Genomic DNA, 16,754 nt, shown 5'->3' with positions numbered 1-16,754 from the left:
AGCACGACATGGCGACCAAATTTTTCGACCACAAGCGGATCGAACGCAATGTCACGCTGCTCGGCGCGCTGTCGCTGGTGGTGGTGGCGATCGGCGGGATCGTGGAAATCGCGCCCCTCTTCTGGATCGACAACACGATCGAGAAGGTGGAGGGGATGCGGCCCTATACCCCGCTGGAACAGGCCGGCCGTAACATCTACATCCGCGAGGGCTGCTATTCCTGCCACAGCCAGATGGTGCGCCCGTTCCGCGACGAAGTGGAACGCTACGGCCATTACAGCCTGGCGGCCGAAAGCATGTACGATCACCCCTTCCAATGGGGATCGAAGCGCACCGGCCCCGATCTCGCGCGCGTCGGCGGGCGCTATTCGGATGAATGGCATGTCCAGCACCTCAAGGAGCCGCGCTCCGTGGTGCCGGAATCGATCATGCCCGGCTACGCCTTCCTCGCCCAACGCGAATTGAAGGCGGACGGCATGGAAAAGCACCTCCGCGCGCTCTCGCGCGTCGGCGTGCCCTATGACGACAAGGCGATCGCGGCCGCTGCCGACGATCTGCGCCACCAGGCCAATCCCGATCACGATTCCGATGGCTTCGCGGAACGCTACCCCAAGGCGCAGGTCCGCGATTTCGACGGCAACCCGGCCAAGGTGACCGAGATGGACGCGCTCGTCGCCTATCTCCAGATGCTGGGCACCTTGGTCGATTTCGAGGCCGCCGCCCCGCAGGAGCAGCGCCGATGAGCTACGACGCGCTGCGCCATCTGGCCGACAGCTGGGGGCTGGTCTTCCTCGCCGCCATCTTTGTCACCTGCATCGGATGGACCTTCCGCAAGGGCGCCGCCGCGCATCATGACCGCGCCGCCCGCATGATCTTCGACGAGGACGTGGACAATGGCTGAAAAACGCGTCGATCAGGCGACGGGCACCGAAACCGTCGGCCATGAATGGGATGGCATCGAGGAACTCGACACGCCAATGCCGCGCTGGTGGTTGTGGACGCTCTACGCCACGATCGTCTGGGGCGTCGTCTACACCATCGCTTATCCGGCCTGGCCGATGCTGAGCGATGCCACCAGCGGCATGCTCGGCTGGTCGAGCCGCGGCCAGTTGCAGCAGGAACTCGACGCGCAGGCGCAACGCCGCGCACCGATTACGCAGGCGCTGGCGAACACGCCGATCGAGCAGGTATCCGCCAATCCGCAGCTGATGCAGGCGGCCGTCGAAGGCGGGCGGGCAGCGTTCAAGGTGCATTGCGTGCAGTGCCATGGTTCCGGCGCGGCGGGATCGAAGGGCTACCCCAACCTCAATGACGACGAATGGCTGTGGGGCGGCGATCTCAAGACCATCGAATATACGATCGCCCACGGCATCCGAAATCCCGACCATGAAGCGACCCGCTTCTCGCAGATGCCCGCCTTCGGGCGCGACGGCATCCTGCAAGCGGCCCAGATCGCCGATGTCACCGCTTATGTGCGCACGCTTTCCGGCGCGCAGAAGCCCGATGCGGCGGCGCGGCGCGGCGGGCAGCTGTTCGCGGAAAATTGCGCGGTCTGCCATGGGGCCGAAGGCAAGGGCGATCGCACGGTCGGCGCGCCCGATCTGACCGACGCGATCTGGCTCTATGGCGGCGATCCCGCCAGCATCACCGCGACGATCGCCAACAGCCGCTATGGCGTGATGCCGCGCTGGAACGAAAAGCTCGATCCCGCGACGATCAGGATGCTGGCCGCTTATGTGCATTCGCTGGGCGGTGGCGAGGCGATGCCGGTCGACCAGACGGCGCAGGCGGCCGTGCCGGCGGACGGAGCGAAGGCCGATGTCCATCCCTGAAGAACCCCGCCCCGCGCTCTACGAAAAGCGCAAGGCCGTCTACCCGAAGGCGGTGGACGGCCCCTTCCGCCGTTTCAAATGGGCGGTGATGGTGGTGGCGCTCGCCATCTATTACATCACCCCCTGGCTGCGCTGGGATCGCGGCGCCTACGCCCCCGATCAGGCGGTGCTGGTCGATCTCGCCAATCGCCGCTTCTACATGTTCGCGATCGAGATCTGGCCGCACGAATTCTATTATGTCGCGGGGCTGCTCGTGATGGCGGGGATCGGCCTGTTCCTCGTCACATCCGCCGTCGGCCGGGCCTGGTGCGGCTATGCCTGCCCGCAGACGGTGTGGACCGATCTCTATCAGCATGTCGAACGCTTCATCGACGGCGATCGCAACGCGCAGGTCCGCCTTGCCAAGGCGCCGTGGGGGCCAGCCAAGATCGCCCGCCGCCTCGCCAAATGGAGCGTCTGGCTGCTGATCGCCGTCGCCACCGGCGGCGCCTGGATCTTCTATTTCGCCGACGCGCCGACGCTGGCGCGCGACTTTCTGGCGGGCGATGCCGCGCCGGTCGCTTATGCCACCGTCGGCGTGCTGACGCTCACCACCTTCGTACTCGGCGGTTTCATGCGCGAACAGGTGTGCATCTATATGTGCCCCTGGCCCCGCATCCAGACGGCGATGCTCGACGAAAAGTCGCTGATCGTCACCTATAAGGACTGGCGTGGCGAACCGCGCAGCCGGGGCATCAAGAAGGCCGACGACACGCACCTGCCGACGGGCGACTGCATCGATTGCCTGCAATGCGTGGCCGTGTGCCCCACCGGCATCGACATTCGCGAAGGCCCGCAGATCGGCTGCATCACCTGCGCATTGTGCATCGACGCCTGCGACAAGGTGATGGCGCAGATCGATCGCCCGCGCGGCCTGATCGACTATTGCACGATCGAGGATGCCGAGCGCGAGAAGAAGGGCGCCGCGCCCCGCCCTCTGCTCAAGACGCTGCTGCGCCCACGCACGATCATCTATTTCGTCGTGTGGGCAGGCATCGGCATCGCCATGCTGTTCATGCTCGGCGCCCGCGATCGCATCGGCATCAGCGCGCTGCAGGATCGCAACCCGGTCTATGTGCGGCTTGCCGACGGCACGATCCGCAACAACTACACCATCAAGATCCGCAACATGGAAGCGCGGCCCCGCACCGTCGAAATCGGCCTCGCCGGCCTGCCCGGCGCGGTGCTGTGGTCGGAAGGCGGCACACGGGAAACCGCACGGCAAACCGTGCGCGTGGCCGCCGATGCCGACAGCGTGGCCAAGGTCCGCATCTTCGTCGCGGCGGGCACCGAGGGCGAACAGCGCACGCCGATCCATTTCACCGTCCGCGCGCTCGATGCGGATGGCGGCACCAGCAGCGATGACGCGCAGTTCGAAAGACCGGAGGCGACACCATGAATCCCAGCCCAAGGCCGTTCACCGGCCGCCATATGGCGACGATCCTGATCGCCTTTTTCGGTGTCGTCATCGCAGTCAATCTGGTGATGGCGCGCTTTGCCGTCGGCACCTTCGGCGGCACCGTCGTCGACAACAGCTATGTCGCCAGCCAGAAGTTCAACGGCTGGCTGGAACAGGCCCGCGCGCAGGAGGCGCTGGGGTGGGAAGCGCGCATCGGGCTGGACGAGACGCGCCATGCGCTGATCGAAATTGCCCATGACGGCAAGCCGCTGGCGGGCGTGGCCGCGAGCGGCATCGCCGCCCACCCGCTCGGCCGCGAACCGAGCATCGCGATGGATTTCGTCGCCACCGCGCCGGGCCGGCTGCGCGCCAGCCGGCCGCTGCCCGCCGGCCGCTGGCAGCTTCAGCTGACGATCGCGCAGGGTGGCCACGAAATCCGTCGTGTCGAGACGGTGCAATGAACGCGCCGGGCCCCTCCCCCACCGCATCCACGGCATTTGCCGAGACGCTGATTTCCGTGCCGTCGCTGCGCTGCGCGGGCTGCATCGCCAAGCTGGAGGACGGGCTGGCGCAAGCGCCCGGCATCGCCGCCGCGCGCGTCAACTTCACGGCAAAGCGCGTGGCGATCGCGCACGCGCCCGACATGGCCGTGCCCGATCTGCTGGACATGATCGGCAGCCTCGGCTTCGAAGCCCAGCCGCTCGCCGAAGCCGCCGAGACCAAGGATAGCGAAAGCCGTCAGCTTGTCCGCGCGATGGCCGTGGCGGGCTTCGCGTCGATGAACGTGATGCTGCTTTCGGTTTCGGTCTGGTCGGGGGCGGACGGCGCAACACGCGATCTGTTCCACTGGCTGTCAGCGCTGATCGCGCTGCCCACCGTCGCTTATTCGGGCCGCCCCTTCTTCAAGTCCGCCTGGGCCGCACTGCGCCACGGCCGCACCAATATGGACGTGCCGATCGCGATCGGCGTCGCGCTGGTCAGCGCCTTGAGCCTGTTCGAAACCATCGTCGGCGGCCCGCATGCCTATTTCGATGGCGCGGTGATGCTGCTTTTCTTCCTGCTCGTCGGCCGCGTGCTGGACAGCGTGATGCGCGATCGCGCGCGCGACGGCGTGACGGCGCTTCTCAAGCATACAGCGCCCGGCGCGCTGGTGCTCAAGCCCGATGGCAGCACCGCATGGCGCGACGCGCAGAGCCTTGCGCCCAATATGCGGATGATCGTCGCCGCCGGTGAACGGCTGGCCGCCGATGGCGTGATCGAGAAAGGCGAAAGCCACTTCGACCGCGCATTGATGACCGGTGAAAGCGCCCCGCAGCGCGCGCTCCCCGGCGATGCCGTCCACGCCGGCACGCTCAATCTGGACGCGCCCGTCACCGTTCGCGTCACCGCCGCCGGACCGGACACCGCCATCGCCGATATCGCGCGGATGATGGAAAATGCGGGGCAGGCCCGTTCCCGCTACGTCCGCCTCGCCGATCGCGCGGCCCGGCTTTATGCGCCGGCGGTCCACACGCTCGCCGCGCTCAGCTTCGCCGGCTGGATGCTGGCCGGCGCGGGCTGGCATGATGCGTTGCTGATCGCGGTCGCGGTGCTGATCATCACCTGCCCCTGCGCGCTGGGCCTCGCCGTCCCCGCCGCGCAGATCGTCGTCGCCGGGGCGCTGATGCGCGCGGGCGTGCTGGTCAAGGACGGCTCCGCCCTCGAACGCCTTGCCGACGCCGATCGCGCGCTGTTCGACAAGACCGGCACATTGACCCTCGGCCGCCCCGAACCGGATAATCTGGCCGATCTTTCCACCGGCCAGCAATCGGTGCTGCTCGGCCTCGTCCGCGCCAGCCGCCACCCTTTGAGCCAGGCATTGCGCCGCGCGATCGAAGCAGAAGGCATCGCCGCCGCCGACATCCACGCCATCGCCGAAACACCCGGCACCGGGCTCAGCGGCGCATGGCAAGGCAAGGCCGTTCGACTGGGTCGCGCCGACGACGTGGATGGTGCGGGCAGCGCCATGGCCTGCCGGTTCGAGATTGCCGGCGAAACCGCGATCACGCTCCGCTTCCACGATCAGTTGCGCCCCGGCGCGGTGGCGCTTCCGGCCGAACTGGGCGCCCTGGGCATTTCCTCCTCCATTCTGTCCGGCGATCGCACGGCGGCGGTGGCGCCGGTTGCCCGTGCCCTCGGCCTGACCGCCCAGACCGCGATGCTGCCGGAGGACAAGCTCGCCTCCATCGCGCGGCTGTCGGCCGGCGGTGCGAAGGTGCTAATGGTCGGCGACGGCCTGAACGATGGCCCCGCGCTTGCCGCGGGCCACGTCTCGATGGCGCCGGCCTCGGCCAGTGACGCCGGGCAGAACGCGGCGGACGCCGTGTGGCTGGGCGACAGTATCGCGCCGGTGGCCACCGCGATCCGCGCCGCGCGCCGCACGATGCGCGTCGTCCGCCAGAATTTCGCGATTGCGATCGGCTACAATATGATCGCCGTGCCGATGGCGTTTCTCGGATATGTCACGCCGCTGGTGGCGGCGCTGGCGATGTCGGGTTCGTCGCTGATCGTCGTCGGCAATGCACTGCGCTTGCGAAAGGCTGCTCGATGAGTGGACTTGCCTTCCTGATCCCCGTTGCCCTGCTGCTCGGCCTTGGCGGGCTGGGCGCCTTCCTGTGGGCGCTGCGCGGCGGCCAGTTCGACGATCTCGACGGCGCTGCGCTGCGTATCCTGATCGAAGACGACAAAAAGAACGGGGCGGATCGCTAGATCCACCCCGCAGTCGGAGAGAGCGTTGGCGGCGGACGCTAGAGCCTGATGCCCAGCCCCACGCCGAAGACGAGCGGATCGAGGCTGACACGCACGCGCTGGGTGCCGGCGGCGGTGGTCCGCAACGTCGCTGTGGTGTCGATATCGAGATATTTGACGTCGAGGTTGACGAAGACCTTCTTCGTCAGGTCGACATCGACGCCGGCCTGCAGCGCCCAGCCGAAGCTGTCCTTCATCGACACGCGGGTTTCGCCCACCGCCGCTTCAAGCGCCGCTGAAGGCTTTTCCGAATAGAAGGCGGTGTAGTTGACGCCGATGCCGATATAGGGCCGCACCGGGCCATCGGGGATCGGGTGATATTGCGCGGTCAGCGTCGGCGGCAGCACCCAGGTCGACGCCAGCTTGCCGATGCCGCCGGTGGTGCCCGTGCGGCCCGAGGCGCTGTGCTTGGTGGTCGCCGCGATCAGTTCCAGGCCGATATGGTCGGTCGCCATCCAGGTGACGTCCACTTCGGGCATCACGCTGTTGTCCACCTTCACCTTCTCGCCCGGAAAGGCGGGAAGGATGCTGCCGGAGCTTTCATTGGGCGCGACGACGATGCCGCGCAGACGGAGATAGACGTCGCCCGCCTCGGCATGCGCGGGCGGCGCGATGGCGGCCGCGCTGCCGAGAACCAGGGCGATCAAATTTCGCATGGCTGTTAGTCCCTTCGTTTCAATGCCATTTGCCACCTGAACGTGGCCGCGATGCGCCACCCGGTCCTTGATCCAGGTCAAGCCGCGTCATTTGATGTGGATCAAGGGAATGGCGGCCGGGCAGGCCTAGCGTGCCGCCATGTGGACCTATCATCCCGAGCTGCTGGAAACCGCCGTGCCGCGCTACACCAGCTATCCCACCGCCGCCGAATTCCACGATGGGCCGGGCGCCGCCGACATGGGCGCCGCGCTGGACGCCGTGGCCGAAGGCACGCCCGTCTCGCTCTACGTGCATATCCCCTTTTGCGAACAGATCTGCTGGTATTGCGGCTGCAACACCGGCGCCGCCAACCGCGAAGCCCGGCTTGCCGCCTATCTCGATGCACTCGATGCCGAAATCGCACTGGTCGCCGAACGTCTGGGCGGCCGGGCGCGGGTAAGCCGGATCGCCTTTGGCGGCGGCAGCCCCAACGCGCTGGGGCCCCTCACCTTCCTCACGCTCGCCCATCGCATCCAGTCACTGTTCGATGCGCGCACCGCCGAGATTTCGGTGGAGATCGACCCGCGCGGCTTCACCCGCCAATGGGCAGGCATGCTGGGGGCGCTCGGCGTCGATCGCGTCAGCCTTGGCGTGCAGACCTTGTGCGAACCCGTCCAGCAGGCGATCGGCCGCGTCCAGCCGCCGGCGATGATCGCGCAGGCGATGGAATGGCTGCGCCTTGCCGGCGTCGGCTCGATCAATTTCGATCTGATGTATGGATTGCCCGGCCAGGAACTCAGCGATCTCGCCGCGACGCTGGACGAGGCCTGCGCCATGGCCCCCGATCGCATCGCACTGTTCGGCTATGCCCATGTCCCGCACCTGATCCCGCGCCAGCGCCGGATCGACGCGACGGCGCTGCCCGATCCGCGCGCGCGCTTCGCGCAGGCCGCCGCCGGCCACCGCCTGCTGGTCGATCGGGGCTATCGCGCGATCGGCTTCGATCATTTCGCCAAGCCCGGCGATCCGCTGGCGATGGCGGCCTATGGCGGCACGCTTCGCCGCAATTTCCAGGGCTTCACCGATGATGCCGCCGATATTCTGATCGGCCTCGGCGCCACCGCGATCAGCAGCTTTCCCGATCGCATCCTGCAAGCCGAAAAGAATAACGGCCGCTATCGCATGATCGTGGATGCCGGGCGCCTGCCGCAGACGCGCGGCCTGTTCCGCAATGCCGAGGATCGGCTGCGCGGCCGGGTGATCGAACAATTGCTCTGTCAGGGCAAGGCCGACCTGTCCAACCTGCCCGACATGCGCGTGCGGCTGGCGCCGTTCATCACCCGCAATCTGGTGCGGCTCGATGGCGCCAGCCTGCGCCTGATGCCCGAGGCGCTGCCTTATGCCCGCGCCATCGCCGCCTGCTTCGACGGTTATCGCCAGCCCGACGTGCGGCGGTTCAGCAATGCGATCTAGGCGGGGGCTCATCCTCGCCACGGCCGCGCTCACAATGCTGGTCGCGCCTGCCGGGGCGCGGCCGCAGGCGGGGCCGATGGTCAGCATCTGCTCCCAGGCGGGCATTCGCTGGATTGCGCTCCCCGCCGGCGGCGAAGATGATCGTTCGCCCGCCGCCGATTGCGACAAGGCCTGCCATTTCGGCTGCCCGCGCAAGAAACAACGGCGCGGGCATTGATTCAGCCGCCTCCCGGCGTCAGACGATGCCCTCCGCCTCGGCCGCCGCAAAGGCCAGCCGCAGCGCTTCCGAAAGGCTCCTCACCTTCAGCTTGACCATCAGGTTGGCGCGATGGATTTCCACGGTGCGCGGGCTGATCCCCAGATCGAAGGCGATCGTCTTGTTGGGCAGGCCTTCGACCAGTCCGTCGAGCACCTCGCGTTCGCGCGCGGTCAACACTTTCAGCCGCTGCGCCGCGTCCTGCGCCTGCACATGCTGCCGCACCGAACGATCGAGCCGCAGCCAGCCCTGTTCAAGCGCGCCGAGCAGCGCCGCCTTCTCGAACGGCTTTTCGATGAAATCGACCGCGCCGGCCTTCATCGCCCGCACCGCGATGCCGATATCGCCATGGCCGGTCATGATGATGACGGGCAGCATGATCCCGCGATCGACCAGCGCCTGCTGCACGGCCAGCCCGTCGCTGCCCGGCATGCGGATATCGAGCAGCACGCAGCCTGGCTCCAGATCGCGGGCGACCTTCAGGAAATCGTCGCCGCACGCGAATGCCTCAACCTGATGGCCCGAAGCGCGCAGCATGAAGCTCGCCGAACGGCGGATCGCTTCCTCGTCATCCACCAGATAAACGCGCTTGTCAGACATCGCCTGCCTCATCCCCGGTCGCCGCGATCAATGTGAAGTGGAAGGCGGTGCCGCCGAACTCGGACGGTTCGGCCCAGATCCTGCCGCCCTGCGCCTCGATGATCGTGCGGCAGATCGACAGGCCAAGGCCCATGCCATAATCCTTGGTGCTGAAGAAAGGCTCGAACAGCCGGCCCGCCACCTCGGGGTCCAGCCCCGTGCCGCTGTCGGCCACCATGACATGCACCATATTGCCGTCGTCGAGGCTAGAACAGATTTCCAGCCGGCACACCGCCGCGCCCTCCATCGCCTCGAATGCGTTGCGGATTAGGTTGAGCAGCACCTGCTGCACCTGGATGCGATCCACCAGCACGCGATCGCTGGCGGGGTCGAGCGCGATCCGCACCTCCACGCCGCGTTCGCCGGTGCCGACGAGCGCCAGCGCATTGGCCTCGGTCACCAGCTTGCGCAGGCTTTCGATGCGCTTCTCGCTCTCGCCCCGCGCGATGAAATCGCGCAGGCGCCGCACGATCTGGCCCGCGCGCACCGATTGCTCGGCCGCCGCCTCCAGCGCCTCGCGCACCATCGCGATGCTGTCCGCGTCCGGCGCCTCCAGCAGATCGCGCGCGCCCTCCATATAATTGGCGATCGCGGTCAACGGCTGGTTGAGTTCGTGGGCGAGCGCCGACGCCAGCGATCCCATCGCGCTCACCCGCGATACATGCGCCAGCTCGCCCTGCAGATCCTGCATTCGGCGTTCGGCCTGCTGCCGTTCGGTCAGGTCGCGGATGAAGCCGGTGAAGACGCGGCCGTCGGCGGTCTGCGCCTCGCCCACCGACAATTCGATCGGAAAGGTCGATCCGTCCCGCCGCCGCGCCGTGGTGACGCGGCCGATGCCGATGATGCGCCGTTCGCCCGTGTGGGCATAGCGATCGAGATAACCGTCATGCCGCTCGCGGTCGGGCGATGGCATCAGCACGCTCACATTCTCGCCGGCGATCTCCGCCTCGGCATAGCCGAACATCTCCTCGGCAGCGCTGCTGAACGTCAGGATCGTGCCGCGCGCATCGATCACCACCATCGCATCGGGCACGGTTGCAAGAATCGAGCGCAGATGCGCGTCGGTCGTCGGCTTCGATATCGTCACCCGCCCTTCCTAGCCGGAACCGGCGCATGTGCAATTGGCCGATTTGACCCGCTTGAATGCCGTGAACGCGCACCGGGCCGCCGCACCTCCGTAGGAACGCGTATATGCTTGCCCGCGCAGGGCGGACACAAGTTCGGCATGACGTGGAAAACCGTTCGCCTGGAGCTTGCCGGTACCCCCGATTTCCCCAACGGATCGGCGGCGCGCGCCTATCTGCTCCGGCTGCCGCTTAACGACGATGGCAGCGTCGACGAGGCGCGGCTGGCGGACCATCCCGGCTATGCGACAGTCCGCCGGCACTGGCCCAACCAGCCCGACAAATCCGGCTATCTGCTGCGCAAGCCGGCCGGCTGGGCCTTCTCCTTCGCCGTCTCGGCCGACGACGGCGCCCCCCAATTGCGCATCGCCGATCCGATCCGCCCCGGAACCACCGCGCTGATCGCGGAAGCCGACGGCATCACACTACCATTCCGCATCGTCGAGTGCGGGGCGTGATGCAGAAGCCTTCTTGGGAGGCTCTAACCCTCTCGTACCGACAGTTTCCGATTTTCAAATTCGTCGTTTTCATCAGAACTTAACCGTCACGTTCAGCCCATATGTCCGCGGGTCCAGGTAGAATGTGTTCGTGGGTAGGCCGATGTCGTCGGCGCTTAGGAAGAAATCGGTGACCGGCTGGGAATCGAATACGTTCTTCACATAGAACTGCATCGCAAAATCCCCGTCCTCTTTCCCAAGGGTGAGGGAGAGGTTGAGGTTGTCCCAGCTTTTAAGCTTGTCGAATGTCGTGTTGTAGACACGGGCGTAGCTTGATGACTGATAGTAATAATCGCCACGAAATGTGAGCGACCAGTCATCATTGTCGAAGAAAAGGCTATATTGGGCGCCAATGTTGAACGTCAGATTGGGCGAATTAGGCAGTTCGTTGCCTTCCAGATCCGCATCCCAGCCGCGCCCGCCATTCGGGGCTTCCGTGGTCGGAAGGTAGGTGAAGCCGAAGATTTGCCAAAAGGGAAACAGGCCGGCCGGCCCGTTGGGATCGAACGTCCCAAAGCCCGAGACGCCGGGGCAGAGCGCAGCCAAGCCATATTGCCCGAACGACGTATTGGCGAACGGCGAATTCAGGATCGTTTCGACATGTTCGGTGGGCGCGATGCAGTTGGAGGGCGCCTGCAGCCACGGCCGCAGGACCGTCCAGTCCTCATTGCCCTGGGTGCGATCCATGATGTCGATCGATTTCGCGCCCTTCTTCAGCCGGGTTTCGAGCAGGCCGAGATTGGCATCCATGCGAAAAGCCCGGCTGGGCCGCCACGCCCCTTCCAGTTCCAGGCCCCAGGTCTGCGCGCCGAAATTTTCGGTCTGCGTGATGCGATCGGTGACCTGCGAAACCTGATAATCCTTATAGTCGTAAAAGAAAGCCGTGGCGTTCAGCGACACCTTGCCGCCGGCCAGGCTGTTCTTGGTTCCGATCTCGAAAGCGTTGACATATTCCGGCTTGTAGCGATCGGGCAGCGGCAGATACTGCACGGTCCGCGGATCGAAATCGACCCGTGGCGGGTTGGCGCCGCCGGCCTTATAGCCGCGCGACGCGGACCCATAGATCAGCGTGTCATCGGTAAAACCCAGTTCCGGCTTCCAGTCGACCACGAGGCGGCCGGTGAACTTGCCCCATTCCTGCTCGATATCGGGTAGGGCCGGGTAGCCGCTATTGACCTGGCCGCCGACGAGAACACTGTCGAACAGCAGCAACTGGCTGGGGATCTGCGATTGATCCTTGTCATCATGCGTGTAGCGAAGACCCAGTGTGACCTTGACGTCATCCGCCGCCTGCCAATAGCCTTCGCCGAACAGCGACCAGGATTTGGTCCTCACCTTGTTGCGGCTCAGGAAGTAATTGTGCCCCTGATCGTCGAGCTGCCCGATGGGGTTGCGATCGATATAGATGCAGGCGGGCTCAACCTGACCCAGGGCGCAGGGTATCGTCCCGTGCACAGGCGGCGTGCCGCCTTCGGGGAAGATGTCTCGACTATAGAAAAACTCTGCAATCATGTTGAACATGTTGCTGATCGCGTAATAGTCGTCGGTCGTCTTGAAATCGAGATAATTGGCGCCAACGTTGAAGTTCAACGCGCTGTCCCAATCCGATTGCAGCCGCAACTCCTGCGTCCATTGGCGCGTATCGGTGCGGTTGATGTCGACGGCGAGGATGCGGTCCGATGGGCCGAGTTGCGGATCGTTGTAGATTCCGCCGGGGGTCCAGCCGTCATCGGCATAAGGAACAAGGAAGGCGTTCAGCAAGCCGCGCGAATCGTTGAACGCGGGGTTGGACGCGAAGCGATTATAGTCCTGCGATGAATACCAGCGATCGCGGCTATAGGCGGTCTGCGAGACCAGTGTCAGGCCATCGCTCACTTCGCCTTCGAAATTGAGCTGCACCACGTCGTTCTTGGCGCGAAAGACCGGATCCACCGCTGTTGCGACCTGGCGCGGATTCCGGGACTGGACGATCCCTTCATAGGGGTTGCCGGCGATGACGGGCACTTGCTGGTAAGCGAACGGATCCGTCGGATCGATGCCCAGGCTCAGCGATTGCAGCACGAAGAGCGATGTGACCGAATTGGGGTTGGGAATGCCGAAGGCCGCATCGTCATAGATGGAACCCGGAAGACACCCCTGGCTCATCCGGCCGCGCAGAAAATCGGGCACGGTGGCGCTGCGGACGGTCGTCGGGCCCGGGTCGGTGGTGCACAAGGCCTTGCCGGTGCGGGAACGATCATCGTCCTCTTCGAAATGTTCCCAGATGATGTTGGCTTTGAAGCTGTCGCTGGGTTCCCATTGCGCTGACAGTCGCGTCGACCAGAGATCCCGGCCGTTGACGCGGTTCTGGGTGAAGGTGTTGTAATCGAACCCGTCGCGCTTGGTCATCGCCCCGGCGGCGCGAATAGCGAAGGTGTCGGTGATCGGAATGTTGACCATCCCGTTCAGCCGCCGCGTTTCGTAATTGCCGATCTCGCCCTTGAACTCGGCGCTGAATTCATCATCCGGCAAGGCCGGAATGATGTTCACCACGCCGCCGGTGGCGTTGCGCCCATACAGCGTGCCCTGAGGCCCGCGCAGCACTTCCAGTCGCGCCATGTCGAAAAATTCCTGCTCGAACAGGCGGTTGCGGATCAGTGGCGTATTGTTGTAGCTGACCGCGACACCGGGATCGCTCGATGAATTGAGCGCCTTGGTGCCGATGCCGCGGATCGAGATATTGTACATGCTCGAAAAGCTTTTCGAGAAGCTCATGTTCGGCACGCCGCGCACGATATCGGGCCCGCCATCGATCTTGCGTTCCTGCAACGCGGTGTTGGAAAGGGCCGTGACTGCGATCGGCACGTTGAGGATGCTTTCCTCGCGCTTCTGCGCCGTGACGATGATATCGGCGGACGGCGCATCCGGCCCGTCCGCGCCGCCGAATGTCGCCGCCACCGGCGCCGCCGTCCGCTCGACGATGAACAAGCCCGTCCGGCCCACGCGAACCGAAAGGCCGGATCCGGCCAGCAACTGATCGAGCGCGGCGCGGGCGCTCATCCGGCCCTTGACCGGCGGGCTCGTCTTGCCACGCACCACCGCCGGATCGAACGTGATCTGTTGGCGCGACGCCCGCGCAAAAGCGTTGAGCGCATCGCCCAGCCCCTGCCCGGCAATGTCGAAGTCATAAAGCTGTTCGCTGGTCTGCGCCGCGACAGGTGGCGCGGCGGATATGGCAAGCGCCGACAATGCGGTTGCCGAAAACAGATAGATGCGCAGAATGCCCCGCGTCATGATTACCCCCTCCGTTTCGCAGCAACCCTGATTTCGACTTGCTGTCACGGAAGTAATACGCGCGACATTCCCATCATCGCACCGAACCATCCATTATTTTTATCTAATTATCATCAGGTTATTCTGAAAATTCGGCACACGCAAGCACGCCAGCCCCATCGCGGACGATGGCAGCCAGCGGGGGCTATCGCGGCCGGCAGCCGGGCCGTTCAGCCGCCTTTCTTCAGGATCACCGCCCCTTCCCCGCGTTCGACGCGCACCGGATAAAGCTCGCTCACGCCTTCCAGGAAGGCTTCGGTATCGCCCGCGTTGAACGTGCCGACGATGGCGAAATTGGCGATGCCGGGATCGGCCACGATCAGCTTGTCCTTCGCGTCTCGATTGATGCGCTCGACAGCCAGCGCCAAAGGCTCGCCATCGAAGCTCAGCTGGCCGCTCTCCCAATCACGCGATCGGGAAATATCGGCCTCGGCGACGCGGACCTGCCGCCCCTCCGTCGACGCGACCAGTTCGCGCCCCGGCACCAGCGCCGCGCCGCCATGGGCATTGCCGAGCAGGTTCACGGGCTTCCCGTCGCGCGGGCGCTCCATCACCTCGACCTTGCCTTCATACAGCACCACCCGCATCTGGCGCGGCAGCAGTTCCACGCTGAACGCGGTGCCCGTGGCGACGGTCAGCCGGTTCCGCGCGAGCACGCTCAACGGGCGCAGCGGATCATGCGCGACATCGAAGCGGGCCCGCCCGCTGACCAGCTCGATACGCCGGCTGTCATCCTCCATGCGCGCCTCGACGCGCGTGGCGGCATCCAGCGTCAGCCTTGTGCCATCCTCCATCATGACGACGCGGCGTTCACCGAGGCCGGTTTCGTACACGCGGGCGGGATCGTAGAAAAAATGGACCGCCAGCAGGAAAGCCAGCGCCAGACAGGCCGCCGCTGCGACCACGCCGCGCCAGTGCGCCCGCAACCCGCGCGACCAGCGGCGTTCGTTTGCGTCGCGCAGCGCCTCCACGGCCTCGGCCCGGAAACGGATCATCTCGGGCATGTCGCGGGCCGCATCCATCGCCTGCCAGACTTCGAACGCCTCCTCGAACGCCATCGCATTGGCGGGGTCGTCCGCAATCCACGCGTCGAATGCAGCGCGCTCGACCGCGCCCACCGGGGCGGCGCCAAGCCGCATGCACCACAAGGCGGCCTCGTCGTCGCGCGATGCGGCATTCTGGTGCGGCGGGATCAGGCTCATCGCCCCTCCCCCCGCGCACGCGCCATCAGGAAGGTGAGCGCGCGCGTCACATGTTTTTCCACCGCGCTCGCCGAAATGCCAAAGCTTTCCGCGATCAGGCGCTTGTCCATATTTTCAACGCGATACAGCACAAAGATCGTCCGTGTTCGTTCGGGCAGTTCACCAAGCCCGGCCATCAGGCGCGACAGGGCGTTGCGCCCTGCGGCCAGCTTCTCCGGGTCCAGCCAGTCCACCCCCTGGCCGTAAAGGGTATCAACCGCATCCTGATGGTCGGTGCGCACCTTCAGCCGCCGCGCGCGATCCCGCAAAAGGTTGGCAGCGACCTGAAAGACATAGCCGGCATGGAACCCGGTATCCGCCGCCGCCCCGCCAAACAGGCGTGTGAAGGTCTCCTGCGTCAGATCCTCCGCCTCGGCATGGTCATGCACGCGCTTCAGGAAATAGGACATCAGCGCCGGCCGCCAGCGGCGATAATGCTGTGTGAGCTCGGGTTCCCGCTCTGGCGACAGGGCACGCATCCTCTTCGGCAAAAGGCCGGTTCAGCCAGTAAGACGCACCAGCATGCGGATCACACAGCAGAATTTTGGGAAGGCGCGGAAATTTCACCTATGTCATGTTGACAAAGTGGATTCCCAAACAGTCTGATCTCTGATTCAAAGCTGCTCTTTGCGGGGAGCGGCAATGGCGCGTGGCGATCTGACGGACGAGGAATGGGCTGTGGTCGAGGGGCTTTTACCCTCGGAGCGGGGCCGCAAGTCGCGACCGGCCCATGACAATCGGCGCTATCTCAACGGCATGTTGCACGTCCTGCGGGTGGGCTGCCCCTGGCGCGATCTGCACGAGCGCTACGGCAAGTGGAACTCGGTCTATGTCCGGTTCCGGCGCTGGGCCGAACAAGGCGTCTGGGACGCGATGCTGGCGACGCTGGTCGAGTTCGGGCTGACCGACGACTGGCAGCACATGATCGACAGCACCACGGTTCGCGGCCATGTTTCGGCTGCGGGCGCTAAAGGGGGACTGATAAGGAGGCTTTTGGTCGATCACGCGGTGGCTTTACGTGCAAAGTCCACGCCCGCTGTGACAATCAAGGACGCCCTCTCGGCTTCATCCTGACCGGGGGTGAGGCATCGGACTATGGGGCGATTGAGGCGCTCATGGCTCTGCCGGTCGCCACGCCCAAAGCGCTGCTGGCCGACAAGGGCTATGATGGTGATGGCGTCCGCCAAAGCCTGCTGATGCGCGGTATCCTGCCGATCATCCCGCCCAAGTCCAATCGCCGCGAACCGATTGCCTGCGACTTTCGCCGATACCGGGACCGCAACCGCATCGAGCGCATGTTCGGCTTTCTCAAGCACCAGCGCCGTATCGCCACCCGCTACGACAAAACCGCTCTGTCCTTCGCCAGCTTCCTCAACCTCGCCGCCGTCCGCAGGTGGCTACCCGACTTTGTCAACGCGACCTAGCGCTACTTTGGCAGAAGTGTGATTTTTGGGATTCCCAAGGAGAGATTTCCCTGATTCATGGGGAGCCAGCTTGACGGAGGCTGGCGATGGACGAG

General features: G+C 65.4%; 16 protein-coding genes and 1 pseudogene. 11 read left to right on the top strand and 6 right to left on the bottom strand.

Annotated features, from left to right (window positions below; translation table 11 throughout):
- Positions 1-8 precede the first annotated feature (8 nt).
- From ccoO to ccoS, 7 genes are read left to right on the top strand one after another with little or no spacing between them, the layout of a single operon-like run.
- Complete coding sequence (gene ccoO / locus CHB74_RS17915; RefSeq protein WP_089220906.1) at positions 9-743, top strand: cytochrome-c oxidase, cbb3-type subunit II; 735 nt, start codon at positions 9-11, stop codon at positions 741-743.
- Entirely contained in the window at positions 740-901 is a 162-nt protein-coding gene (locus CHB74_RS17910; RefSeq protein WP_089220905.1) for a cbb3-type cytochrome c oxidase subunit 3, read from the top strand. The genes ccoO and CHB74_RS17910 overlap by 4 nt, the downstream gene beginning before the upstream one ends.
- Entirely contained in the window at positions 894-1,832 is a 939-nt protein-coding gene (gene ccoP, locus CHB74_RS17905) for a cytochrome-c oxidase, cbb3-type subunit III (RefSeq protein ID WP_144033850.1), read from the top strand. Before CHB74_RS17910 ends, ccoP begins: the two co-directional genes overlap by 8 nt.
- Positions 1,819-3,270 (top strand): cytochrome c oxidase accessory protein CcoG, encoded by a 1,452-nt coding sequence (gene ccoG / locus CHB74_RS17900; RefSeq protein WP_089220904.1) that lies wholly within the window; start codon positions 1,819-1,821, stop codon positions 3,268-3,270. The genes ccoP and ccoG overlap by 14 nt, the downstream gene beginning before the upstream one ends.
- Positions 3,267-3,731, top strand: a complete 465-nt coding sequence (locus CHB74_RS17895) for a FixH family protein (protein ID WP_089220903.1) — start codon at positions 3,267-3,269, stop codon at positions 3,729-3,731. The genes ccoG and CHB74_RS17895 overlap by 4 nt, the downstream gene beginning before the upstream one ends.
- Positions 3,728-5,860: a heavy metal translocating P-type ATPase gene (locus tag CHB74_RS17890; protein ID WP_089220902.1), complete on the top strand. Its 2,133-nt coding sequence runs from the start codon at positions 3,728-3,730 to the stop codon at positions 5,858-5,860. The genes CHB74_RS17895 and CHB74_RS17890 overlap by 4 nt, the downstream gene beginning before the upstream one ends.
- On the top strand, positions 5,857-6,018 hold the full coding sequence (gene ccoS, locus CHB74_RS17885) for a cbb3-type cytochrome oxidase assembly protein CcoS (protein ID WP_089220901.1): 162 nt from the start codon (positions 5,857-5,859) through the stop codon (positions 6,016-6,018). Before CHB74_RS17890 ends, ccoS begins: the two co-directional genes overlap by 4 nt.
- Positions 6,019-6,056: 38 nt before the next feature.
- Here ccoS and CHB74_RS17880 read toward each other — a convergent pair whose 3' ends face one another.
- Positions 6,057-6,713 carry an OmpW/AlkL family protein gene (locus CHB74_RS17880; protein ID WP_089220918.1) on the bottom strand — a complete coding sequence of 219 codons (657 nt, stop codon included), beginning with the start codon at positions 6,711-6,713 and terminating at the stop codon, positions 6,057-6,059.
- A 139-nt stretch (positions 6,714-6,852) separates the two neighbouring features.
- Between CHB74_RS17880 and hemN the strand changes: the two genes are divergently transcribed.
- Positions 6,853-8,166 carry an oxygen-independent coproporphyrinogen III oxidase gene (gene hemN, locus CHB74_RS17875; RefSeq protein WP_089220900.1) on the top strand — a complete coding sequence of 438 codons (1,314 nt, stop codon included), beginning with the start codon at positions 6,853-6,855 and terminating at the stop codon, positions 8,164-8,166.
- Positions 8,156-8,383: a multidrug efflux MFS transporter gene (locus CHB74_RS17870; protein ID WP_144033849.1), complete on the top strand. Its 228-nt coding sequence runs from the start codon at positions 8,156-8,158 to the stop codon at positions 8,381-8,383. The genes hemN and CHB74_RS17870 overlap by 11 nt, the downstream gene beginning before the upstream one ends.
- 18 nt (positions 8,384-8,401) lie before the next feature.
- Here the strand turns inward: CHB74_RS17870 and CHB74_RS17865 are convergent, their stop codons facing one another.
- Together CHB74_RS17865 and CHB74_RS17860 are read right to left on the bottom strand one after the other, a co-directional pair.
- Complete coding sequence (locus tag CHB74_RS17865) at positions 8,402-9,022, bottom strand: response regulator transcription factor (protein WP_089220917.1); 621 nt, start codon at positions 9,020-9,022, stop codon at positions 8,402-8,404.
- A complete protein-coding gene (locus CHB74_RS17860; protein WP_245843006.1) occupies positions 9,015-10,148 on the bottom strand; it encodes a sensor histidine kinase in 1,134 nt (377 codons plus the stop codon). Before CHB74_RS17860 ends, CHB74_RS17865 begins: the two co-directional genes overlap by 8 nt.
- Positions 10,149-10,286: 138 nt before the next feature.
- On the opposite strand from CHB74_RS17860, the gene CHB74_RS17855 reads away from it, so the two are divergent.
- Entirely contained in the window at positions 10,287-10,643 is a 357-nt protein-coding gene (locus tag CHB74_RS17855; protein ID WP_089220898.1) for a hypothetical protein, read from the top strand.
- Between the two features lie 72 nt (positions 10,644-10,715).
- On the opposite strand, the gene CHB74_RS17850 is transcribed toward CHB74_RS17855, so the two are convergent.
- The 3 genes from CHB74_RS17850 to CHB74_RS17840 all read right to left on the bottom strand — a co-directional run bounded on the left by CHB74_RS17850 (position 10,716) and on the right by CHB74_RS17840 (position 15,714).
- On the bottom strand, positions 10,716-13,955 hold the full coding sequence (locus CHB74_RS17850; protein WP_089220897.1) for a TonB-dependent receptor: 3,240 nt from the start codon (positions 13,953-13,955) through the stop codon (positions 10,716-10,718).
- A gap of 209 nt (positions 13,956-14,164) precedes the next feature.
- On the bottom strand, positions 14,165-15,196 hold the full coding sequence (locus CHB74_RS17845; RefSeq protein ID WP_089220896.1) for a FecR family protein: 1,032 nt from the start codon (positions 15,194-15,196) through the stop codon (positions 14,165-14,167).
- Positions 15,193-15,714 carry an RNA polymerase sigma factor gene (locus tag CHB74_RS17840; RefSeq protein WP_089220895.1) on the bottom strand — a complete coding sequence of 174 codons (522 nt, stop codon included), beginning with the start codon at positions 15,712-15,714 and terminating at the stop codon, positions 15,193-15,195. Before CHB74_RS17840 ends, CHB74_RS17845 begins: the two co-directional genes overlap by 4 nt.
- Positions 15,715-15,877: 163 nt before the next feature.
- Between CHB74_RS17840 and CHB74_RS22835 the strand changes: the two are divergent.
- Positions 15,878-16,659: pseudogene (locus CHB74_RS22835) on the top strand (IS5 family transposase).
- Positions 16,660-16,754 lie beyond the last annotated feature (95 nt).

Origin of the sequence: Edaphosphingomonas laterariae, from assembly GCF_900188165.1 — a bacterium.
In the GTDB taxonomy this organism is placed as follows: domain Bacteria; phylum Pseudomonadota; class Alphaproteobacteria; order Sphingomonadales; family Sphingomonadaceae; genus Sphingomonas_E; species Sphingomonas_E laterariae.
Note: the sequence above shows the minus strand (reverse complement) of the source record. Positions and strands in the feature narration are given on the sequence as shown.